Origin of the sequence: Paraburkholderia edwinii (assembly GCF_019428685.1) — a bacterium.
Classification (GTDB): domain Bacteria; phylum Pseudomonadota; class Gammaproteobacteria; order Burkholderiales; family Burkholderiaceae; genus Paraburkholderia; species Paraburkholderia edwinii.
Genome location: NZ_CP080095.1, coordinates 2,635,993 through 2,657,285, shown reverse-complemented (window position 1 = coordinate 2,657,285; position 21,293 = coordinate 2,635,993). Strand labels below are relative to the sequence as shown.

25 protein-coding genes, 1 tRNA gene and 1 pseudogene are annotated in these 21,293 nt (G+C 61.1%); 14 read left to right on the top strand and 13 right to left on the bottom strand.

Going from position 1 to position 21,293, the window contains the following annotated elements:
• The first annotated feature begins 202 nt into the window (after nt 1-202).
• From KZJ38_RS11760 to KZJ38_RS11735, 6 genes are all read left to right on the top strand, one after another.
• Complete coding sequence (locus tag KZJ38_RS11760) at nt 203-1,525, top strand: FAD-binding oxidoreductase (RefSeq protein WP_219800276.1); 1,323 nt, start codon at nt 203-205, stop codon at nt 1,523-1,525.
• Nucleotides 1,522-2,262, top strand: a complete 741-nt coding sequence (locus KZJ38_RS11755; protein WP_219796072.1) for an SDR family oxidoreductase — start codon at nt 1,522-1,524, stop codon at nt 2,260-2,262. The genes KZJ38_RS11760 and KZJ38_RS11755 overlap by 4 nt, the downstream gene beginning before the upstream one ends.
• Nucleotides 2,259-2,672, top strand: coding sequence for a GtrA family protein (locus tag KZJ38_RS11750; protein ID WP_219796071.1), 414 nt, complete (start codon nt 2,259-2,261; stop codon nt 2,670-2,672). Before KZJ38_RS11755 ends, KZJ38_RS11750 begins: the two co-directional genes overlap by 4 nt.
• Before the next feature lie 219 nt (nt 2,673-2,891).
• Nucleotides 2,892-4,313, top strand: a complete 1,422-nt coding sequence (locus KZJ38_RS11745) for a UbiA family prenyltransferase (RefSeq protein ID WP_219796070.1) — start codon at nt 2,892-2,894, stop codon at nt 4,311-4,313.
• Between the two features lie 79 nt (nt 4,314-4,392).
• On the top strand, nt 4,393-5,439 hold the full coding sequence (locus KZJ38_RS11740; RefSeq protein WP_219796069.1) for a hypothetical protein: 1,047 nt from the start codon (nt 4,393-4,395) through the stop codon (nt 5,437-5,439).
• 222 nt (nt 5,440-5,661) lie between these two features.
• Nucleotides 5,662-6,339, top strand: a complete 678-nt coding sequence (locus KZJ38_RS11735; protein ID WP_219796068.1) for an alpha/beta hydrolase family protein — start codon at nt 5,662-5,664, stop codon at nt 6,337-6,339.
• Between the two features lie 837 nt (nt 6,340-7,176).
• Here the strand turns inward: KZJ38_RS11735 and KZJ38_RS11730 are convergent.
• Nucleotides 7,177-8,142 (bottom strand): sensor histidine kinase, encoded by a 966-nt coding sequence (locus KZJ38_RS11730; protein ID WP_246641443.1) that lies wholly within the window; start codon nt 8,140-8,142, stop codon nt 7,177-7,179.
• Between the two features lie 257 nt (nt 8,143-8,399).
• Between KZJ38_RS11730 and KZJ38_RS11725 the strand changes: the two genes are divergently transcribed.
• Complete coding sequence (locus KZJ38_RS11725) at nt 8,400-8,825, top strand: response regulator (RefSeq protein WP_219796067.1); 426 nt, start codon at nt 8,400-8,402, stop codon at nt 8,823-8,825.
• A gap of 655 nt (nt 8,826-9,480) precedes the next feature.
• Here the strand turns inward: KZJ38_RS11725 and KZJ38_RS36495 are convergent.
• Both KZJ38_RS36495 and KZJ38_RS11715 read right to left on the bottom strand, forming a co-directional pair.
• Nucleotides 9,481-9,789 (bottom strand): hypothetical protein, encoded by a 309-nt coding sequence (locus KZJ38_RS36495; RefSeq protein ID WP_246641442.1) that lies wholly within the window; start codon nt 9,787-9,789, stop codon nt 9,481-9,483.
• A gap of 93 nt (nt 9,790-9,882) precedes the next feature.
• Nucleotides 9,883-10,032, bottom strand: a complete 150-nt coding sequence (locus KZJ38_RS11715) for a hypothetical protein (RefSeq protein WP_246641441.1) — start codon at nt 10,030-10,032, stop codon at nt 9,883-9,885.
• Nucleotides 10,033-10,227: 195 nt separating this feature from the next.
• Here KZJ38_RS11715 and KZJ38_RS11710 point away from each other — a divergent pair, with 195 nt between their 5' ends.
• The 5 genes from KZJ38_RS11710 (at nt 10,228) to KZJ38_RS11690 (ending at nt 13,907) form a co-directional block, all read left to right on the top strand.
• Nucleotides 10,228-10,866: a diguanylate cyclase gene (locus KZJ38_RS11710; protein WP_219796066.1), complete on the top strand. Its 639-nt coding sequence runs from the start codon at nt 10,228-10,230 to the stop codon at nt 10,864-10,866.
• 170 nt (nt 10,867-11,036) lie between these two features.
• The gene (locus tag KZJ38_RS11705; protein ID WP_219800275.1) at nt 11,037-11,354 is read left to right on the top strand and encodes a co-chaperone GroES; all 318 of its coding nucleotides are present in this window, start codon (nt 11,037-11,039) and stop codon (nt 11,352-11,354) included.
• A gap of 76 nt (nt 11,355-11,430) precedes the next feature.
• Nucleotides 11,431-13,053, top strand: coding sequence for a chaperonin GroEL (groL, locus tag KZJ38_RS11700; RefSeq protein ID WP_219796065.1), 1,623 nt, complete (start codon nt 11,431-11,433; stop codon nt 13,051-13,053).
• A gap of 106 nt (nt 13,054-13,159) precedes the next feature.
• Entirely contained in the window at nt 13,160-13,414 is a 255-nt protein-coding gene (locus tag KZJ38_RS11695; RefSeq protein WP_219796064.1) for a hypothetical protein, read from the top strand.
• A gap of 142 nt (nt 13,415-13,556) precedes the next feature.
• Nucleotides 13,557-13,907: a hypothetical protein gene (locus tag KZJ38_RS11690; RefSeq protein WP_219796063.1), complete on the top strand. Its 351-nt coding sequence runs from the start codon at nt 13,557-13,559 to the stop codon at nt 13,905-13,907.
• Here KZJ38_RS11690 and KZJ38_RS11685 read toward each other — a convergent pair.
• The 9 genes and pseudogenes from KZJ38_RS11685 to KZJ38_RS11645 all read right to left on the bottom strand — a co-directional run bounded on the left by KZJ38_RS11685 (nt 13,881) and on the right by KZJ38_RS11645 (nt 19,468).
• A tRNA-Lys gene (locus KZJ38_RS11685) sits at nt 13,881-13,953 on the bottom strand. The genes KZJ38_RS11690 and KZJ38_RS11685 overlap by 27 nt on opposite strands.
• A 43-nt stretch (nt 13,954-13,996) precedes the next feature.
• Nucleotides 13,997-14,566 carry an Hsp20/alpha crystallin family protein gene (locus tag KZJ38_RS11680; protein ID WP_219796062.1) on the bottom strand — a complete coding sequence of 190 codons (570 nt, stop codon included), beginning with the start codon at nt 14,564-14,566 and terminating at the stop codon, nt 13,997-13,999.
• Nucleotides 14,567-14,905: 339 nt separating this feature from the next.
• Nucleotides 14,906-15,313 carry an Hsp20/alpha crystallin family protein gene (locus KZJ38_RS11675; protein ID WP_219796061.1) on the bottom strand — a complete coding sequence of 136 codons (408 nt, stop codon included), beginning with the start codon at nt 15,311-15,313 and terminating at the stop codon, nt 14,906-14,908.
• Between the two features lie 15 nt (nt 15,314-15,328).
• Nucleotides 15,329-15,769 (bottom strand): Hsp20/alpha crystallin family protein, encoded by a 441-nt coding sequence (locus tag KZJ38_RS11670; RefSeq protein WP_219796060.1) that lies wholly within the window; start codon nt 15,767-15,769, stop codon nt 15,329-15,331.
• A gap of 525 nt (nt 15,770-16,294) precedes the next feature.
• Nucleotides 16,295-16,597: a hypothetical protein gene (locus KZJ38_RS11665; protein WP_246641759.1), complete on the bottom strand. Its 303-nt coding sequence runs from the start codon at nt 16,595-16,597 to the stop codon at nt 16,295-16,297.
• A 147-nt stretch (nt 16,598-16,744) separates the two neighbouring features.
• Nucleotides 16,745-17,292: pseudogene (locus KZJ38_RS37125) on the bottom strand (ParB-like protein).
• A 207-nt stretch (nt 17,293-17,499) separates the two neighbouring features.
• Complete coding sequence (locus KZJ38_RS11655; RefSeq protein WP_219796059.1) at nt 17,500-17,994, bottom strand: YciE/YciF ferroxidase family protein; 495 nt, start codon at nt 17,992-17,994, stop codon at nt 17,500-17,502.
• Nucleotides 17,995-18,042: 48 nt separating this feature from the next.
• Entirely contained in the window at nt 18,043-18,552 is a 510-nt protein-coding gene (locus KZJ38_RS11650; RefSeq protein WP_219796058.1) for a ferritin-like domain-containing protein, read from the bottom strand.
• Nucleotides 18,553-18,583: 31 nt separating this feature from the next.
• On the bottom strand, nt 18,584-19,468 hold the full coding sequence (locus KZJ38_RS11645; protein WP_219800273.1) for a manganese catalase family protein: 885 nt from the start codon (nt 19,466-19,468) through the stop codon (nt 18,584-18,586).
• 253 nt (nt 19,469-19,721) lie between these two features.
• Here KZJ38_RS11645 and KZJ38_RS11640 point away from each other — a divergent pair, with 253 nt between their 5' ends.
• Together KZJ38_RS11640 and KZJ38_RS11635 are read left to right on the top strand one after the other, a co-directional pair.
• Nucleotides 19,722-20,291 (top strand): DUF4142 domain-containing protein, encoded by a 570-nt coding sequence (locus KZJ38_RS11640; protein WP_219796057.1) that lies wholly within the window; start codon nt 19,722-19,724, stop codon nt 20,289-20,291.
• Nucleotides 20,292-20,315: 24 nt separating this feature from the next.
• The gene (locus KZJ38_RS11635; RefSeq protein WP_219796056.1) at nt 20,316-20,561 is read left to right on the top strand and encodes a hypothetical protein; all 246 of its coding nucleotides are present in this window, start codon (nt 20,316-20,318) and stop codon (nt 20,559-20,561) included.
• A gap of 107 nt (nt 20,562-20,668) precedes the next feature.
• On the opposite strand, the gene KZJ38_RS11630 is transcribed toward KZJ38_RS11635, so the two are convergent.
• Nucleotides 20,669-20,899, bottom strand: coding sequence for a hypothetical protein (locus KZJ38_RS11630; protein ID WP_219796055.1), 231 nt, complete (start codon nt 20,897-20,899; stop codon nt 20,669-20,671).
• Nucleotides 20,900-21,293 lie beyond the last annotated feature (394 nt).

Here is a 21,293-nt window from a genome sequence, read left to right as displayed (position 1 = left end):
TAGGATGGTTTTAGCGGCGATGCAACATATTTTCGCTGCCGGCGGAAAGAGACCTCATTGCGAAGATTCGCGTGTAGCGCGAGTGCAGAACGACCAGAAAGCGCCGCAACGACATGCCCCCCGTTTGTACTGTGGTCTGGCCCACTGTCGAAGGCCCGATGTTCTGGCACATTGCCGGACATTCGAAACGGTGTCGTTATACATGAACGCCTCAAAGCTGCAATCGTGGGGACGCTACCCCTATGCTCACCAGTCGGGTGAGGCGCTTGCCTGGCGTGATGTCATCCAGCCGCGCCTGGCCGACGCCCACGCGCGGCTCGGTACGACGCTCGCGTTTGGCAACGGCCGCAGCTATGGTGACAGTTGCCTCGCGGACACCGGTCAGGTGCTGCCAATGAAGTGCCTCGCGCGCTTCATCAGCGCCGACTGGACAAACGGCGTCGTGCGCGCCGAGGCGGGCATTACGCTCGGTGAACTGCTCACCGTCTCCTTGCCGCATGGCTGGATGCTGCCGGTCACGCCGGGTACGCAGTTCGCCACGCTTGGGGGCGCAGTAGCCAACGACGTGCATGGCAAGAACCATCATGTGCGCGGTACGTTCGGACGCCACGTGCGTCGCTTTTCGCTGCTGCGCTCCGACCGTCCGGCAATCGAATGTTCACTCAACGAGGAAACCGCGCTCTTTCGTGCGACGATCGGCGGCCTAGGCCTTACCGGCGTGATCGAATGGGTAGAAATCCAGCTCATGCCGGTACGCTCGAGCCACATCGCCGTCTCACGCACACGCTATGCCAACCTCGACGAGTTCCTAGCCCTCGCACGCGACCAGGAGGCCATCCACGAATACGGAGTAGCGTGGGTGGATTGCCTTGCGCGCGGCGGAGCACTCGGACGAGGCATCTACACGAGTGGCGATCACACAGACGACGGTGACTTCTCTTTTCCGGCGAAACGCGCGTGCAGTGTGCCGTTCGTCCTGCCGTTTTCACCCGTTAGCCGTACAACGGTGCGCGCATTCAACGCACTCTACTATCGGCGCCAGAAGCCCGGTATCGAACTCGCGCGCATGGCCCCGACCAGTTTCTTCTATCCACTCGACAACATCCACAACTGGAATCGCATCTACGGGCGGCACGGCTTCCAGCAGCATCAATGCGTCGTACCTGCTGCGAACGCGTGCGACGCGTTACACGCGATCCTGCACACGATCGCCCGGAATGGTAGCGGCTCATTCCTTGCGGTACTCAAGCGTTGCGGCCCCCTCCCTTCACCTGGCCTGCTCTCGTTTCCAATGGAAGGGGTTTCGCTTGCCCTCGACTTCCCGCAAAACGAACAGCGCAACACTGAGCTCTTCGCCCGGCTCGACTCGATCGTGGCCGAAGCCGGCGGTCGCCAGTATCCCGCCAAAGATGCGCACATGAGCGGGGAGCATTTCCGCGCGGCTTACCCTGCGTGGCAGGAGCTCGAGCGGCACCGCGATCCCGCGCTGATGTCGCGTTTCTGGAAACGGACGACTCAATCATGAAGAACATTCTGATTATTGGCGGCTCTTCTGCCATCGCCATCGCGTGCGCGCGGCAATGGGCTGCAGCCGGTGGGCGCCTGTTCCTCGCTGGCCGCCATGCCGCGCGGCTGGACACCATCGCACAGGATTTGCGCGTGCGCGGCGTGCAAGACGTGCATACGTACGTGCTCGACCTGAACGACCACACGCAGCATGCTGCCATGCTTGATGCTTGCCGCACGGCCCTTGGTTCCATCGATATCGTGCTTATCGCGCACGGCACTCTGGCTGACCAGGCGCTGTGCGAGCGCGACGTGGATGCAACTCTGCACGAATTCTCGACCAACGCGCTCTCCACTATTGCGCTACTCACGCGGCTCGCCAGCCTGTTTGAGGCACAGCGCAGCGGCACCATCGCGGTGATTTCGTCAGTGGCGGGCGACCGTGGGCGTGCCTCGAACTACGTCTACGGCGCTGCAAAGGCTGCCGTCACAACCTTCTGCGAAGGATTGCGCGCGCGACTCTTCAAATCAGGCGTGCACGTGCTCACGATCAAGCCCGGCTTCGTCGATACGCCAATGACGGCGGGCCTTGCCCTACCCAAGCCTCTCGTCGCTACCCCTGAAGAGGTAGGTAAAGATATCGTGCGCGCCGTCGCCCAAGGTAAAGACCTGCTCTATACCCCTTGGTTCTGGAGCGCGATCATGCTTGTTGTCCGCTCGCTGCCGCGCTTTGTGCTTAAGCGAGTTTCGCTGTGAACACTGCCGTCGCAAGCCGCACCGCTCTTGTGACGTGGTACGCGTTATTCGCGCTCATCTCGATGGCAGCCAATCTCGCTAGCCAGAAGATCGCGTGGAGCCTTTACAACGGGCCGTTTCCAATCCCCCTCGCGGTGTGCATCGGCACGGGCGTGGGACTCATCGTCAAGTATGCGCTCGACAAGGGATGGATTTTCCACTACGAGCACCGCAGCGTGGCGCACGGTATCCAGACCTTCGCACGCTACGTCGTCATGGGACTTGCCACCACCGCAGTCTTCTGGGCCATGGAATTTGCCGCTCAAGCGCTCTTTCATTCGGAGACGGCACGCCTTGCCGGCGGGGCGATCGGCCTCACGCTCGGTTACATCGCAAAGTACCAACTCGACAAGCGCTTCGTATTTGCCTGATCGGGTGGTTGCCCTTGACCTTTTTCAACATCGGTCATTTCGCATGTGTCGTGTCGATTTAACCGCAAAGCATATTCTGTAAGTATTGACAACTGTTTTCGACGTACTCTCGTACGCTGGCGTACAGATTCCTGCACAGCCATGCCCTACGGTTATTCCGTGAGTTCGGCATAGCGCGTTCGCTGCCATGCCCCCCAAGAAGCGCGAGAGGGTATCGATATGTCAGATCCCGCAGTTCCACTGTGTGTGGACCTGGATGGCACGCTCACACGGGCTGATTTTCTGTTCGAGAGTTTCTTCGTGCTGCTCAAACGGCAGCCACTATCGATATTCCTTTGCGTGTTCTGGCTGCTGCGGGGCAAGGCCTATCTAAAGGAACAAATCGCACTGCGTGTGACGCTCGATGTGGGTGTGTTGCCCTATAACGGCCAATTGGTCGACTATTTGCGCGAAGCGCGCCTGGCGGGCCGGCCGCTCTACCTATGCACGGCATCCAACCAGCGATTCGCAAGCCAGGTGGCGGCTCACTTCGGCCTTTTCAACGGCGTACTCGCAAGCAACGCGAGCATGAACCTGAGCGGGAAACTTAAGGCTGCAGCCCTCGTCAAGCAGTTCGGCGACCACGGCTTCGACTACTGTGGCGACGCGCGCGCAGACGTACCTGTGTGGCAGCGCGCACGTCTGGCAATCGTTGTCGGGAACCGGCAGATCGCTAAAATCGCACGCAAGGCAAATGCCGAAATCGTCTTTTTTGAAGAGAAACGTCGTCTGATTCCGCTCATGCTCAAAGAAATGCGTGTGCATCAGTGGGTCAAAAATTCTCTGATCTTTTTGCCGCTACTCCTGGGGCACCGTTTCGACGACTTACAGGCAGTGCTCGCGTCCTGTCTCGCGTTTGCATCGTTCAGCCTGACCGCGTCATCGGTCTATCTGCTGAACGACATGCTCGATCTCGATGCCGACCGGCGCCACCCTCGCAAGCAGAGCCGCCCCTTTGCATCGGGCAAGCTGCCACTCTCGCTCGGTATCGTGCTTACGATTGTGCTGCTCGTTGCCGGGCTCGGGATCGCTGCTTTGCTGCCGTGGCAATTCGGCGCGGTGCTCATTGCATACATGACCGCCACGGTGGCCTATTCGTTTGTACTCAAGCGGATCGCGCTAATCGATGTTTTCACCTTAGCCAGCCTCTACACGGTCCGTGTGATCGCCGGCGGCGAATGCAACAACATTTCACTGTCTTACTGGCTGATTCTTTTTAGCGTGCCGATCTTCCTCAGTCTCGCCATGCTCAAACGCTATGTCGAACTCGAGGCCATGCTTCAGCAGGGCAAGACGGAGGCGGCTGGGCGTGGGTACATTACGCAGGACATGTCGATCCTGCGCTCCTACGGCACGGCGGCTGGCTATCTCGCCGTACTCGTGCTCGCGCTTTACTTGAATTCACCCGAGTTCAAGCTGCTCTACCGGCATCCGCAGATGCTGTGGCCTGTGTTCGCACTGACGCTTTATTGGGTAAGCCGCATCTGGATGCTCGCCTTTCGCGGACAGATGCACGATGACCCCATCGTCTTCACGTTCAAGGATCGTGTGAGTTGCGCGGTGATCGGATTGTGCGGTGTGTTCATGGTACTGGCGATCTGATGAGTCGACGATTGGTACGCGGTGTGCGGCAGTGAACACTGCCAACCCGTTTTGCTCAAATCTCCTCAGGCGTGGAAAAATGAATCCGACGAGCTACACAAGAAGCGCAATGCTTCCGCTTGGTGTTGTGACATTGCTTTTGTGTGTCGCGTGTTGCACGTGGATCGAATATGTCTTCTGGGCGAGAAAGCATGTCGCTAATATGGATATGTTGCTTGCCGCCTCGGACGGAGTCCTGAGCGGGACGCCCCACTGGCGAGCCTTTCAGAATCGACTTCTTGGCCCGTACCTGTTGGATCTGTTCAGGAATGTCTCGCAGAATCCGTACAACGAATTTGCGAAGATATTCCTCATGTTGGAAAATTTCGCTTTATGCGGTTGTGCCTATTTACTGACCCGCAAGGTCAGCCTTACTGTGCTAGCGCTTGTCTCATCGTCGGTGCTATGGGTGTGCTGCATACACTATTTTAGCTATCCTTGGGACTTCATCGAATCGGTGACGCTCACTATGCTTTTTCTGTTTGCCGTTAGAAGCGCCGGCATTCTTCCATTCGTGATCCTGTTTGTTATTTTTGTTCTTAACCGGGAGTCCTGCATTTTTATTGGGCTGTTCCTGATCTTGAGGGGTGTCTCACCGATCGTATTCGGTCAGCGGATAGCAGTTCGTCCATTGACGTGGGGCACAGGTCTCGTTGTCGCGAGCATTGCGATCACCGAGGTGCTAAGAAAAGTACTCTTCAAGGCATCGATGCTAGCCGGCGTGGGCACAGATACGTTACATGAGAAATTCGAAAATCATTTCCATCACTTGGATAACGGGACGGTGCTTCTCACGGGCAATAAATTTGCCATCCTGTACGCAATGATCATTGTCGTTTTCCTTGCATGCACATACGTGGGATATCGCGAGAAAGCAAAGAATCTGCTCGCTATTGGCATTACGATGACACTGTATACGCTGAGCATTTTCGTCTTCGGCATTCTCGAGGAAGTGCGGCTATACCAACCCTTTACAGGTATCCTGGCGCTAACCGCTATTTATCTGCTTTTCGAAACGACGTCTGGCCGGAAATGGCGCTCCGCGAACATGTCGTTCCTGGCGCGACGCGGTTGGATCCGAACGTGAACGCGGCATAGTCCTCGTTAGTACTTGATGCTCCCGCCTATACCGGCCCAGGACAACGTATCAACTCAGAAACTGCGGCAAATAAACCCTCTTCTATTGAGTTACCGCGAGCGCGACGAGCGGTGGCCGCGAAAATGCCTTGCCGGAGGCCGCCACAAACGCTCCCCGATGCCTCATTGATGCAGAATCGGGGCTAAGGCCACAACGACACGACCTGAAACGATGGACGACCCAGAATCGCTTTCCTTGGCACTGCCCGACGGCACCAAGGTCTCTGCGCTCCTCCGAGTGCCGGAGGGCGCGCGAGCCCTGTATGTCTTCGCGCACGGTGCCGGGGCGGGCATGCAGCACGCCGGCATGTCGTCATTGGCCGACGCGCTTGCGGCTGTCAATGTCGCCACATTGCGCTACCAGTTTCCGTACATGGAGCGAGGCTCCAGGCGGGTGGACTCGCCGGCCGTGGCACATGCTGCCGTGCAGGCAGCCGTCGCGGAGGCCCGCCGGCGGCTGCCAGCCCTGCCGCTCTTCGCCGGCGGCAGGTCGTATGGCGGCCGCATGACGTCCCAGGCCCAGGCCATCTCCCCACTCGACGGCGTGCGTGGCCTCGCTTTCGTCGCGTTCCCGTTGCACCCGGCGGGCGCGCCCGGCGTGGAGCGGGCACGACACCTGGCGGATGTCACGGTGCCAATGCTCTTTCTGCAGGGCACGCGCGACAAGCTGGCAGAGCTTCACCTGCTGAGGCCGGTCGTCAAGACGCTGGGGCCACGCGCCACGCTGCATGTGGTGGACGACGCAGATCATTCGTTTCACGTGCGCGCGTCCTCCGGACGGACCGACGCGGAGGTCGTGCTCGAACTGGCACGGACGATGGCGGCGTGGTTCTTCGCCGAAGATCCGTGAGTGATCGCTTAGGGATGCGGGCGGAACCAGACTGCGCAGCGTCGAACGACGCCCATTGGCCGGTCACTGCCCGATGCGGTCGCCCGAAACCGACCACAGAGGGACATTCACGCTTTCCCAAAACGGACATTCAAACCCATCGACGCAAACGGCGCAACGGACGTCATGGCCGCTCGCACTTAATTGGCAATGCTTTCGCGTACCGATGCAGAGTTTTTCGGTTCCCAGTACCCTCCGCTGCCGTGATACGTTTCTGCGTGCAACCAAAAGGTTTCGTCGCAATACAGACAACGAAAATGGTACTCGACGTAGTCGTCCCAAGCGGAGCCTTTCTCGAGTTCAACGAGCGAGACTGAATCCAAAGTGCGGTCGGGAATCACTTCTTCGAGTGTTTTAGCAGCGATGTTCTCTGCGGCGATTTGTATCGCCTTGCGTAGCTCGCGAAGAGATCTGATTGCGTAGCGTACGCAAAGGTCTGCACAGTGGTCACAAGCCATAGAGGAGTCCACCGGGATTTCATTACTGTTTACGGGGGACGATAGTTTAATGCCTGAACCAAGGGCACATCGTCAACGATCTACGTAGCGCCGTCGACCGTCCGCTCATGGCCGATCCTCGACGGACGCATTTGTCTCTCGTCGACCCGTTTCTGCGCTTCCGTCAGTTTTGTCGGATGTCGCCCCGGCGCTCGAAAGCGCGCCGCAGCAGACAGCCCGCCGCGAAGATTAGCGATATCGGATACCACGACATGACTCATGCGGATGTGACGGACCCAAGTACAAGGGTGATGCGCCATCGGACGAGCCGACGCGCCAATTGAACCGGTTGCCGGCCGCATCATGCGGGCGAGCATGGCAGGCGGACGGTAAAGGAAGTGCCGTTTTCTGAAGAGGCGACCCCTATCGTTCCCTGGTGCGCGCTAGCAATGCAGCGGCAGATGTACAGGCCCAGCCCCATGCCTGCTGCCGTACCACGCCGGTCGGCCGGCCCCGCCCGGGTCAGCGGATCGAACAGCGTGGGCATCGCACGTTCCGGGATCGGATTGCCTTCGTTCGATACGACCAGGGTCACCTGGCCATCATGACCGGCGGCTTCGACAACGATGGGACCTGCTCCGTAGCGCACAGCGTTCGTCAGCAGATTGGCCAGCAACTGGCTGAGCCGGCTACCGTCCCACCTGCCCCGGAGTTCACCGGCCAGACGCAGCTCGATATGGGCATTGGGGTAGGACGCGCGCACTTCGTCCGCCGCATCGCGACAGATCCGCCCCATATCCTGCGGTGTGAAACTGACCGGCAGCGCGTCGCCCAGCCGGGTGCGCGTGAAGATGAGCAGATCGTCGATCATCTGTTTCATCCGCATCGCGCCGCGCTGAACAAAGGCCACCGCCTTCGCGCCGCCAGAAGAGAGACCCTCGTCGTGTAAGAGTACTTCGCCGGCATTGAGTATTGCGCCCAGTGGCGAGCGCAGGTCATGGGCCAGGACGCCAGCGAACAGGTCGCGGATACGCTCAGTGCGGTGTGCGTAGTGACGCACCGACTCGGCAAGCACCTGGTCGATCGCCTCGTTGAACCGGATCATCTCCTGGAACGCCGCGGTACCGGCGGGCGACGTTTTCTGCCAGCGGCGCAGCACCGTCGCGCGCAGGGAACGGAACTCGGCAACCACATCGTCGATGCTGAAACCGTGCGACAGGCGATCCTCCGCGTGCAGACGCGCGACCCGGTTCAAGGGGGAATTCAGCTCGTCCTTGTCGCCGCGCGATTTGGTTTCCTGCTGCGAGCCGCTCTGCGCCTCACGCAAATCCGTCGCGATCGCCGTCAGGATGTCAGTCGCCGAGTCACGCAGCTAGTTTCGGTCAGCTGGCTATCCTCCTGGCTGAGCACAAGCGCGTAACGGGTCCAGTCGTCAGTCAGACCGGGCAGATCAGCTTCAATGAAGTCGGCGAGGCTCATGCATTCCCCCGGTACGGTCGTTGCTCATACGAGAAAGCTCTCTGTCGGGCGCAACCAGCCTGGCAGCCGGTTGCCATTACCTATCGAACCATTTGCATTCTATGTATGGCGAATTCTGCAAACACCAGGAGATGGACAGCGCGTAGGCTGTCACCCGGGGGGCCGCAAGGCCGGCGGCTTCTTGTCGTCGATGATTACCGTCCCGGTGCGGAAGCCATCACTGCATCACTGATCATCGCAGGATACGAGACGGTGTACACGCTGGACGGACCTTCAGCATTAAACATGGTAGCGGCATGGGTGCCCGATGTCGCCGTGCTGGACATCAACATGCCGCAAATGGACGGCTATGCCCTCGCCCGACGCCTGCGCCACAACATTGCGACGCGAGATACCATCCTCATCGCATTTACTGCCCTTGACGAATCCGTCGCCGGGCCGGCTGGCGTCGTGTCGGGGTTTGATGCGTACTGTCAGAAGGGCGGCGGGCCGGATCCTCTTTTGCGCCTGCTCGAGAAGATCTGCCAGTAGCGCAAAACCATCCTCGGGCGGACTACACACGCTTCCGCAGTAGCATTTCGTCACTCCATTTGCAGACGTTCTCGAGCCGAGTGCCAATGACCATTCGTGGCCGCGTGCTGCTCGATTCGATCGGCATACGAACGCGGCGGGCGCAGTGGTCTTTTGGAGATATTTGTATTTAACCTCCAGCGATGCCCGGCTGAAATGAAAAAGCCCGCAGGGCGCGGGCAATCCAGTCTCTACATGGCATTCAGCGACACGTAGGGTCATCTCAAAACCGACCGCCACGACATGGCGTGACGTTCTTGACGCGAGAAATTTGCCAGTAAGACACCTGTGTTAGTCGCTCCGGCGCGAGCGACGCATCAGCGAATTATGTCGTGGCCGACCGGCAGCAAGGCGCGCAGCGTCGTGATACTCGATGACGCCGCTCGTTTGCTTATGACCCTCCGGTTGAGCGTCGTGACCGAAACGTGTCCGGACACGCGGAATTCGCTGCCAGTCTTTTAAGTGCAGCACCTTGTCATTCCTCGACCTTTACGCTCGGGCGAGATCGATGGGAGGGGATACTGCCGCGACGACGTGTCACCGGAGAGTTGCACGGTAACCTCGCTCACAGACGACTGCGGAGATGACAAGTCAGGCGTTGCGATCTCACAACCATTCAGCCTGCATGTCGCGGCTCTACGCTGTCCGTCGGTTGGCTGCCCGGCGTGGGGGACGGGCTTGGCCTTGCCCCACCGCCAGCGCGGCTGGTCTTCTGGCTTCGAGGTATTGCGCTCACCGCTTGTAGCGCGTCGAGGAACGTTCGGCCCTTCCCGGTCAGGTATGCGCGGCGTGCGCCCTTGCCGCAATGTTCGAGCATGACCAGCTGACGTTCGAGCAGCGTGTCGAGTTCGGCGCGGTCCATGTCGAGCTGGTCCGGCGCCTGACGAACCAGCATCAGTGTCGCAAATTCGTGCGGGCTGAGCATTTTCGTCTCCTGTAAGACATGGCCCCGCAAACAGGGGCACGGTGCAAGAAAAATGCTGCCGGAAGGAGTCCAGGCGCAAACGCGACCATCTTTCTACGCTGTCGTCGGTGCTGCACTGACGGGTGAAAAGGTTTCGCTGCGCGTGGCGCGCACGCTTGCGTGAAAGCCCGCGAAGACCCTGGCCATCTGCCGTTGCAGACGATCGAATTCGCCCAGCAGACCGGCGCTGAAGAGATCGCTCATGACTGGCTCCCTGGAACCGGGGCCGCTCACGAAGGCGAACTGGACCACGCGCTCCAGTCCGTCTGCCCGTGGGAAGCCCCGCCGACAAACAAATCGAAACACGCAGCGCTTATCGCGACTGCCTGAGCGATGCGTAAAATGGCGCACGTAACGGAAATTTCAAGAGGCCCTGCAACATGTCAATCGGGAGGCTTCATGGACCTTTTCGACAGGCTTAAGGAGCAGATCGACACAGTGCGCCTGCCGCTCTTTGCCGTCACCGTGACGGCGGCAGCGCAGGTGAATACACCGCTCATCGCAATCCTTCACTGGCACGGATTCCGGCGCGCAACGCCGCTTGTCCTGCCCGGCATCGAGTTACCGCCACGACCGGTTCCGGGCTCGACCGTGCAGCTCGATGCGCCCTGGCACAGCTTCGAGACCGTGGACGCCATGCTGCTGGACGCTGCCTGGCAGTCCGGCGCGTGGGAGGTCGAACGCGTCGAGCAGCGCGGCTGCAACGTGATCGGTGCAAGCGCTGCCGAGGCGCTCGCCTGCAGGCAGGCGTTCGGCGACTACGGCGAGTACAGGACTCGCGATGAGCAGCTTCTCGGTGACGATACGGATCGAGAAGACCTGATGCAGCTTGCCGCGAGCAGAGGGTATCTGCGCTGGCTCTTCCGCCCCGTCAAGGGCGGCCTGTGGGACACGCCCAACGAACCGGACGACACCCTGGATGCCGACGGCGGACGTCGGCCACCGTGTCCGGTTTCACCAGCGCCACGCCGGCCTGACGGGCGTGGGCGTACGGTTTATCGCCTCGGCAGCGTTCATCGCATCCTGCTCTCACGTTGAAACAATTTGTTACAAAGAGCCGGTTTCAAGCCCACTTGAAGGGCGCGATGCGCGCCTCTATTTCGCTTTCCGCCAGACATTGGCTCGGCTGCGCGGAGGCTTCCCCCATGCCCCCGTACCCGCAGCCGGATTCCCTTATTGGTGATCCTTTAATCGCTCAGGAGATGGAAATGCAGATTCGTCCCCTCTACGACCGGGTTATCGTCAAGCGAATCGAAACGCAAAGGACGACGGCTTCGGGCATCGTGATTCCCGATTCAGCGGCAGAAAAACCAGAACAGGGCGAAGTCGTCGCAGTCGGCGACGGCCGGCTGCTGCAGGATGGAACGCTGCGCGCGCTCCAGCTGAAAGTCGGTGACCACGTGCTCTTCGGCAAATACGCAGGCCAGACCGTCAAGGTTGATGGCGAGGAACTGCTCGTCATGCGCGAAGAAGACGTCATGGGCCTGCTCGAGTCAGACGCGGGTGCCGCCCGCAAGGCCGCCTGAACTTTCGACCGGTCGCGGACACCCGCCCGGTCGTTCGCGACGTGTTGAGTCAACGACTTTACCCGGAGCAAACAACATGAGTGCAAAAGACGTCAAATTCCATGACAGCGCGCGCGCCCGTATCGTCAAGGGCGTGAACGTCCTCGCCGATGCCGTGAAGGTCACGCTCGGACCGAAAGGCCGCAACGTGCTGATCGAGCGCAGCTTCGGCGCGCCCACCATCACGAAGGATGGCGTGTCGGTCGCGAAAGAAATCGAACTGAAGGACCGCTTCGAAAACATGGGTGCGCAGATCGTCAAGCAGGTCGCCTCAAAGACCGCCGACGTCGCGGGCGACGGCACGACGACCGCCACTGTGCTCGCCCAGGCGATCGTGCAGGAAGGCATGAAGCACGTCGCCGCGGGGATGAATCCGATGGATCTGAAGCGGGGAATCGACAAGGCTGTCGTCGCTGTGCTCGACGAGTTGCACAAGCTGTCGAAGCCCATTTCGACGAACCGCGAAATCGCGCAGGTCGGTTCCATCTCGGCGAACTCCGACGAGGCGATCGGGAAGATCATCGCCGACGCAATGGAGAAAGTCGGCAAGGAAGGCGTGATCACGGTCGAGGACGGCAAGTCGCTCGAGAACGAGCTGGACGTGGTTGAGGGCATGCAGTTCGACCGCGGCTACGTGAGCCCGTACTTCATCAACGATCCCGACAGGCAGGCCGCGTATCTCGACGACGCCCTGATCCTGCTGCACGACAGGAAGATCTCGAATATCCGGGACCTGCTGCCGGTACTGGAAGCGACGTCCAAGGCAGGCAAGCCCCTGCTGATCGTCGCGGAAGACATCGATGGCGAAGCGCTGGCCACGCTGGTGGTCAACGCGATGCGCGGTATTCTCAAGGTCGCCGCCGTCAAGGCGCCCGGTTTCGGAGATCGTCGCAAGGCCATGCTCGAGGACATCGCCATCCTTACCGGCGCGACCGTCATTTCGGAAGAGACGGGCAAGCAGTTGCAGAAGGCCACGCTTGAGGATCTCGGGTCTGCCAAGCGCGTCGAGGTGCGCAAGGACGACACCATCATCATCGACGGCGCTGGCGACGGGAAGCGCATCGAGGCGCGCGTGAAGTCGATCCGCGCGCAGATCGAGGAAACGACGAGCGACTATGATCGCGAGAAACTGCAGGAACGCGTGGCGAAGCTCGCTGGCGGCGTGGCCGTCATCAAGGTCGGAGCGGCAACCGAGGTCGAGATGAAGGAGAAGAAGGACCGCGTCGACGATGCGCTGCACGCCACACGTGCGGCGGTCGAAGAAGGCATCGTGCCGGGTGGTGGCGTGGCACTTTTGCGCGCGCGTTCGGCCGTGACGAGCCTCAAAGGCGCCAACAGTGATCAGGACGCTGGCGTCCAGATCGTGCTGCGTGCGCTCGAAGCACCGCTGCGCGTCATCGCCGCCAACGCGGGGGACGAGCCGTCGGTGATCGTGGCGAAGGTGCTCGAAGGCAAGGGCAACTTCGGCTACAACGCCGCCACCGGCGAGTATGGCGATCTCGTCGAGGCAGGTGTGGTCGACCCGACCAAGGTTGCACGCACGGCGTTACAGAATGCCGCATCGATTGCCGGGCTGATCCTGACGACGGACGCCACGGTCGCCGACGCGCCAAAGGACGAGAAGCCGGCGCAGACCGCCGCACCGGAGTTGGACTACTGATCCAGCGGCGTTTCCTGAATGCACCGGCCAACAGTCGCGGCCGGTGCAATTGGCCCGGTGCCCGCGGTCTGCGTCGCGCGGCGCCGCTTTTTGCGCGTGAACGACCATGAAACTGAAGCTCTACATTGATACGAAGCCGCTTGAAGTCGAGATCGACGACGTCGTGGCGGGACTCCTTGCTGTGCGCCTCGATCTTCCCGCCGGACTGGACAACCAGGACGCCCTCGCGCGTTATCTCAGCGAGAAGGGGGCGCCCTGGACCCTCGACGAGGAACATATGCGTCGGCGAATCATGCGCAGGCTCATTCTGGATATCGCTGACCCCGCACTTGTGATTCGCCATCTCATGGCTGGCGAGTGAACCGGGCTGGCTGGTCCGGCCGGAAGGGAAAGCCCGGCACGGACAGGCTTTCCGTCTTTATCGTTACCCAGAATAGCCTGACATCGCGATGCCCGGCTCTCCTCATCTGCCTGCCCACCCGTCAGCCCGACTACCTGCTGGCGTGCTCAGTCTGGACTACCTCAAGTTCTTGCAGCTCTCGGTTGACGTTGAGTTTAACCGTGAGGCATCGTTCGACGATGCCGCGTTGCAGGAAGCCATGGCTGCCGTCCGCAGCGGTTCCATGCGCGCGGCGCGGCCGGCAATGAAAGTCTTCTTTGATGGCTGCCACTTCTGGCTTGCCAGTCACTTTCACCGCTATGAGGCGGCCCGACGTCTCGGTGCCCGCTATCAGGAATTCTGGTGTGAGATTGAACGCGGTTCGATGGACCACGCCGTGCGATATGCGTCGACCTTTGCCGGGTGGCATCAGATGCGTGCTTTCATGTGGGCCGTACTGGATTCGAACCAGTGACCAACGGATTAAAAGTCCGCTGCTCTACCAGCTGAGCTAACGGCCCAGTCCTATTCTCGTCCGCCGCCATGGCGCTTCGCATGCTCGCCCTAGCCGATATCGATTGTGCGACTCGTGGACGGTGCCGGCTCTGTTTTCGGCACGGTCAACGTGAGTACCCCGTTGTCGAACTTTGCCAGGGCGCGTCCCGGATCGGCGTAGTCGGGCATCGGGATCGTGCGCACGAAGCGTCCATGAGCACGCTCCAGCCGGTAGCAGCCGTTTTCCTCGCTTCGCACATCCTGCTTTTTCTCCCCGCGCAACACGATTGCGCCGTCCTCGACGCTCACCTTCAAATCGTCGCGATCCATCCCGGGCAGTTCCGCGGTCACGCGCAGCACGGGCCCCTCATCGACGACGTCGATGCGCGGCTGGAAGCGCGATGAGCTGAAGTCGCCGAACCATCGCTCGAGCGCGCTACGGCCTGCAAACGGGTCGTGAAAAAAATCCTCCACTGCGCGCCATGGCTCTCGTGAGAACAATCGCGCAGTGTCGGGCAGGAAGGCCCACCATTGTTCCTTTTCGGCCGCCGGCGCGCTCTCCGCGCTGTCCGCATCGGACTTGCGGACATCCCCGCGAAGGAACTTGAAGGGATTCCACTTTCTTGGATCGGGTTTCATCGTTTCCTCCTCTGGAAGCTGGCAGGAGAGCCGTATCCCGGTGACGGCACCGCTGCTTTTCCACCGCCAACGTCCGGACCGGGCCCCGGGACCACACTGCGCTCGCGCCCGCGACTGTTCACTTTCCAATCCGCCTGACGGGCGCAAGACAGCGCATCGCGCCGCGCTTATGCGGCGGTGAGCACCGTCGTGGATGTTGTGCAGCGCAATCGGCCGTCACGATCCCGGCCACGGGCAACCCGGAACGACTGGCTCATTCGGGCCTCGGCTGTCGGATGGGGCAGTCAGGCAGACGCCACCGGCTGTGCTTCCTGCCGTCGCTGCCCCACGTGTCGACTTTCAGCCTGTACGCACTTCGATCCGCCGCGGGCGCGCCTCGTCCCGGCGTGGGATCGTGAGCTTCAGTACGCCGTCCTTCAGATTGGCCTCGATCTTCGATGTGTCGAAGTCCGGGGAGAGCGTGAACGTGCGCGCAAAGCGCGGCTCACGGACCTCGGCATGCTGGAGCCGCAGATTTGCCGGTGTCGGCACGACAGCCTCAGCCTCGATGGCGAGATTGCCGTCATGGACCTGCACATCAAGCTTGTCCCGGGTAACTCCTGGCAGGTCGGCCCAAAGTGTGACGCCCTGACTGTCCTCGTAGATATCGACGGCAGCAGTAATCGTCATCCGTCGCCCGGACGGCTCGTGCCCGGCGCGCGTGACGGCCGACGGGTCGCGTTTGCTCAGTTCAGTGGTATCGCTCATTTTCGGCTCCTGGGGTTACTGCACGGTAATCGCGCGAGGCTTCGAGGATTCGCGCTTGCCGATAGTGATCGACAGGCAGCCATTCTCGTAGCGCGCCTGAACCTTGTCGGGATCGGCGTTCTCAGGCAGTTCGATCACCCGCCGGAACGCACCACGGAAACGCTCCTGCGCATACAGACGCGTGTCCTCGCCGGTATCCGGCTGTGCCGGCTTGCGCTCACCGCTGATGGTCAGCAGACCTTTGTCTATGGATACGTCAAGTTCCGCCGCATTGATGCCGGGTGCAAAGGCGACGATCTCGATCGACTCGTCGGTAGCGCCAATGTTGAGCGGGGGGAACGCGCCGAAGCGGCTCGCCCGAAGGCTGGAGGGGAAAGTACCGAAGAAGTTCGCCATCTGCCGTTGCAGTCGGTCGAACTCGCCGAAGAGGTCAGATCCGGAGTAGAGATCGCTCATGATGTAGTTCTCCTCGAATGATACGGGAGGCGAACGGGCCTACGCGCTCCAGTTCGCCTGCCATTTGGCAAAACAAATCGAAACACGCAGCGCACGGGGTGTTGCGAGCCGCGCGTCTGCCTGAGCGAAACCAAAGATAGACGCTCGGGCGAGGATTTCAAGGGGCAAAAGTAGGCGGCGCACCTTGAAAATTTTTCGCCGGTTTCGGGCATCACGGCGGAACAAGACTGCGACTGGAGGACACGTGAAATCAGATACGGAGCTGATCACGGGACTGGCACAGCGTGCTGCTGCGCTCGACTCGGTGGCTTCCCACTCAGGCGTTTCAACTCCAGGGGGCCCTTGGGTAGTGCGACACTTGACCCGTGACATGGCCTCGCAGATAGCGCGCGTCGCGCGGACTCCTTGTCGCACGCGCGGCCGGCTACTTCAAGGCGGCATCAGGCGATCCCTTCGGCCATTGCAGATGACAGCGAAACCGGCCGGAAGATCCACGCGCCGCATTGCTACACCGATTGCTGCGGCTCAGGCGCGAGACCCGGCGGGTGCGGCGGGCGCATTTACGCGCTCGCGCTCAGCGGTCTCGCGGGCTGCAGGACAGCTCCCTCTGCTGGCTGACGGGCACATCAAGACATCGGCCATAGATCGAAAATCCCGCGTTGTTGATCCAGGTGTCGAAGCCGCCGAAACGGGCAATGGTCCGGTCGCCGCCATCTGCAACTGGCCGGAATCGCTGACGTCCGCGACCGCAAAGTCGATGTCCGCACCCTTGCCAGATAATTCCTGCGCGAGAGCCTGAAGCGCCTGCTGGTTGCGCGCGATCAGCATCAGACGCGCACCGCTGCTCGCAGCCATTCTCGCCGTGGCAAGACCTCGGGTCCTTCGATGTCAGGCACCGGGCCGCGTCAATTGCTGAGTGAGGTTGGGACAGACGGCACGCGAAGCGTTCCATTGCGGCTCGATCCGCAATCGCATTCAGCGCCTTTTCTGAGCGATATAGCCCGGCATCGCTGCCGCCGCCTTGCTACGTGCAACACTGATTGACTGCACCAGCGCCAGCGAAAAGGCCCCTCTGCCGCTGCCGGCAAACGGGACATGCTGGCGCAGAAAGTCGGCCCACACGAAACTGGCATAAGCGCGTTTCGGCTTGCGATAGGCGCCCGCCCGCCGCGCAAAGGCCGCGAGGCTATGGAACGGATCGTCGGTAAGCCCCGCGATGCTCAGAGGCAGTGCTTCAACGCCGTGACGCTTGCCGCTCGCGTCGAATGGATGCACCCGGCCTTTGCGCTCCATTTTTGCCAGAACTGTTCGCGTCCTGTGCCACCGAAGTCCGCGACAAGGGTGACCGGCGCATCCAGATAGCCGAGGTCGTACCACGCGCGTGCCCAGTGGTGATGGTCAACGATAAACGCCTCACCGTCTGGCCCGAGTGCAATCCTGATGGCATGCGCTGTCATGAAGCGTTCGAGCTCGTCGCCGGGCAAACGCGCGGTAATCAGCGCCTTGGCTTCGACGTAATCCATGCCGACCGTCATCTGTGTCGGCCGTAGCGCCCCGAGCGGCATCCGTTCCATGGCGCTACCCCACCTGACACGAGATGAAGATCGCCAGCACCCAGACGCCGACCTGATAGGCGAGCAGCGCGCGCCTGATACGGTTCGCGGTCCAAGTGTGGATGGGTGCCGTATGGACAGCTGCGGGAGAGGGACGTAACTGCCGCATACGGACTCCTACTTGCCCAGTGCTTCTGCTGCCAGTTTCTGCTCGGCCAGCAGCGAGAGCTTTTCGTCGGTCGCCTTCTCTTCCTTCAGGGTTTCCCCAAGCAGTCTGACCGCGTCGTTCTCGCCAAGCTGCTTCGCGAGCGCAATGAGCGAGCCGTATGAAGCAATCTCATAATGCTCGGCTTTTTGTGCTGCCGCGATCAGCGCCGTGTCGAGCACCGGTCCTCTTTCGATCTCCTCGATCTCCTCGCGTCCTTCTTCCACGAGTCCTTCCATCGCGACGCATTTGACACGTTTGAGCCGGATACCGGCGCCTTCGACCAGCTGGTCGATCCGCTCGATCTGGCCTTGCGTCTCTTCCAGGTGGGTCATGAAGGCGGCGCTCAGTTCCTCGTTTGTCGCTGCGCGAGCCATCTGCGGCAGCGACTTGGTCATCTGCTTTTCGGCGCTGTAGATGTCCGATAGCGAATGGATAAACAGGTCTTTGACGGTCTTGGTAGTCATGGTTGCGTTCTCCAGAAACAATTCAAGCGAAGGGTCTTTGGCGGGTCGTCAGCGTTTCGCCTCATCGCTGCCAGCGGCCGAGCGCGTCATGAACGTCGTCACCGTCTCCGGCAGGTGCTCAAGCAGCCAGCGGGCCATCTCGATCTCCTGCGGGAGGATCTGCTGGCAGACGCGCCGCGTTTCCGCGTCGCCCGCCGCATCGGCCGCGGCGATGAGAGCGGTGTACGCGGCGATCTCGACATGTTCGAACACATAGCCCGCCATGCCGCCCTTGACCACCTCGTCACTGACCGCCATCCCGCCCGCACCCTGCATGAACGCGCTCACTCTCGCGGTGAGGTCCTTCATCGCTGACGGGCTGCTGCCGAGGCGGTCAAGACACTGTTCCAGCAACTGCTGCTGGGCAAGCGTCTCCTCGATATGCTGGTCAATTCGCCCGCGCAGCAGCGGGTAATTCTCGAGGCGCCCCGACTGGGCCCGCAACATCGTTTCAGCCTGCTTTTCCATGGCGTACGCGTCGCGCAGCCAGTCAACCAGATGTTCCTGAGGGGTGGTCATAACTTTCTCCGGCATCAGCGGTGGGTGAGTGTTACTTGATGTCCTCGGGGGGCGCCGCCGAGCTGCCCAGTTCCGCCCCCGTTGTCGGGTCACTTTCCGGATCCGACTGAAGACGTGTGGCCATGGCGGTGAGCGATGTCTGCTCGCTCGCGTCCAGCTCGACCCAGGCGTTGCCGTCGCCGCCGTCGACCGCCGGTTCCCCGTCCTGCATTGACAGGCCGGTGCCGCTGTTCCACGGTGCTTCGACCGCCTCGCCGCCATGCGACATCTTGAAGTAGGTGCTCGCGAATTCCGGCACCGGCGGCATCTTTCCCGGCGGGAAGTTCGGCGTGATCGCATACAGTGCTTTTTCGAACGACTTCTGATGCGCGATTTCGCGTGTCATCAGGAAGCCGAGCGCATCCCGGATGCCGGGGTCTTCGGTCACATTGATGAGCCGCTCATAGACAATCTTCGCGCGCGCTTCCGCTGCGATGTTCGAGCGCAGATCCGCGGTCGGCTCGCCAATCGTGTCGATATACGCCGCCGTCCAGGGCACACCGCCCGAATTGGTCAGCGGGGGGCCTCCGCCGTAAAGCAGCTGCGTAACGTGGCTGTCATTGCCTGCACTGTTCAGCTTGCGGTACAGCTCCGCCTGCTCGTCGACTGCTTCGGCGAGCTCACCTTTGGCGCCGCGGTTGAGCATCGCGACGATCGAACCGATGATCTCCAGATGGCTGAGCTCCTCGGTCGCAATGTCGTACAGCATGTCCTTGCGGCCCGGATCCTCTTCGGCTACGGCCTGAGTGAAATAGCGCATGGCGGCCGCGAGTTCGCCCTGCGGGCCACCGAACTGCTCCAGCATCAGGTTCGCGAGACCGGGATTGGTGACGCCAACGCGCACCGTGTATTGCAACCGTCTGTTATGCATGAACATGAGAGCCTCCTTGGTTGGGCTCTCACGATTGCGCATGGGGTGTGCCTACGCCCCTGAAGATGCAGGAACGGACGGAAGGTAGTCGCTTTAAGGTCGGCACGAGGCATGCTGAGGACAGTTGACCTCCGGCTGCTCCGGTTGGGCTCCGTCTGGAGCAGCGGTGTTTTGCGCGTCCTAGCGTGCGCGCCCGGCCCGGCGCAACGGGCCGTCTCTTTGTCCACGCGAGCGACTGTTCCTCATTGGGAGAAGCACCATGTCGACGTTACGCACTTCGCTATGTGCTGTCTTTGTTGCTGGCGCTGGCATGCTTGCGACCGCGGTGCCCGCGCAAAACCCGGCAGCAACTGCCCAAGGCCCACAGGGGCAAACCACAGCCGACACTGCCTCGCCAGAAACCGACCGTGGTTTTGTGCGAGTGGCCGACATGTCGTCGGCGACGGAGATCGCTGCGGGAAAACTGGCCATGAGCAACAGTCAGGACGACGACGTCAAGGCCTTCGCGCGAGAGATGATTAAAGACCATAAGCGGCTCGCGAGTGAGCTCAAGGCAGCCTTGCCGGCCAGTTTCAAGGTCCCGGAGAGCGGTCCGGACCGCGCGGTACTGGAAAGCCTGCAGCCGTTGAAGGGAAAGCAGTTCGATGACGCGTACATCGCCACGGTCGGGCTGCAGGGCCACCGGGAAGCGATCGCCGCTTTCGAGCGCGAAGCGAGCGGCGGTCAGGTCGCCCCGATCCGGCAGGCGGCCCGCAAGGCCCTGCCAACCATCAAACACCACTACCAGATGGCACAGGAACTGGCGCGCAAGAAAGGCGTAGCCGAGTAGCGAGTCGAGCCGCTACAGGGCGCCATGCGGGAGGCGCAGATGTTCACCCGGCTTCATATCCGACTTTCCCCTACGGCGACGCTCGCCGCATTGCAGGACACTTTTCGTCAACATCCCGAAATGGAATCGGTGGCGCAGACGGTGCGGCGCGGGAACATGATCGTGCTTTACGTCGTTAGCGACGATGCGCGCCCGGTCAACCTGTTTTGCCGGCAACTGGTCGAAGCTGAAGTGGCGGGAGCCGTGACGGTGGAGCGACTTGATGTCTGAGACTGCTATGGACGACCATCCATTACGGACCACTGCTGCGGAAAGCGGGCACAACGCTCACGCTTCCCTGCCCGGTGCTGGTCCGCGTTGCGCTGGAGCCCGTTCTGTCAGGTGTGTCTCAGCTTGCACGGCGGTGCGGGCATTGGCTCGTCGTCCACGAAGGCGGTTCCGCAGCGCACAGCGAAAGCAAATGCCGACTGCCGGTTCGCAAAATATCCCAGATTGCCCAGCGAAGTGGCTTCCCCATCTTCCTCGAGAATGGAAACACGCGCGACAAAGGTGTGGCCAGTCTTCGTCACAGATGGTTGGATCGCCACCCCATGGTGATAAAACAGCACGTCCCCTCCGGTATCCGGGTCGCACTTACGTCGATCTGAACCTACGCGCAGGCCGGCCACGCATGCGATGCAAGCTGCCAACGATGCGCACGTAGGTCGCAATTGTGAACGAGCGTCCTTGTTCGATCAGTGCGCTATTTCCGCGACGTGTCCGCTTTCAGGCGCGTTGGCGAAAGCGTCTTGGCGCACTTGTCCATCCACACCCCTTTGAAGTTTTGTAGCAGCGCTCGGCGCCGCGGATTATGACCGACGCAACTGTTCGCCTCCACTGAAATACTGACGGCGAAACCCTTTATTCCTAAATCGGAACATGGGCCAGACCCGAGGTGTTCATGAACGGTGTTTGCGCCGATGAATCGGACATGAGCAGGCTATGCCATGTTTAACTGGCGCG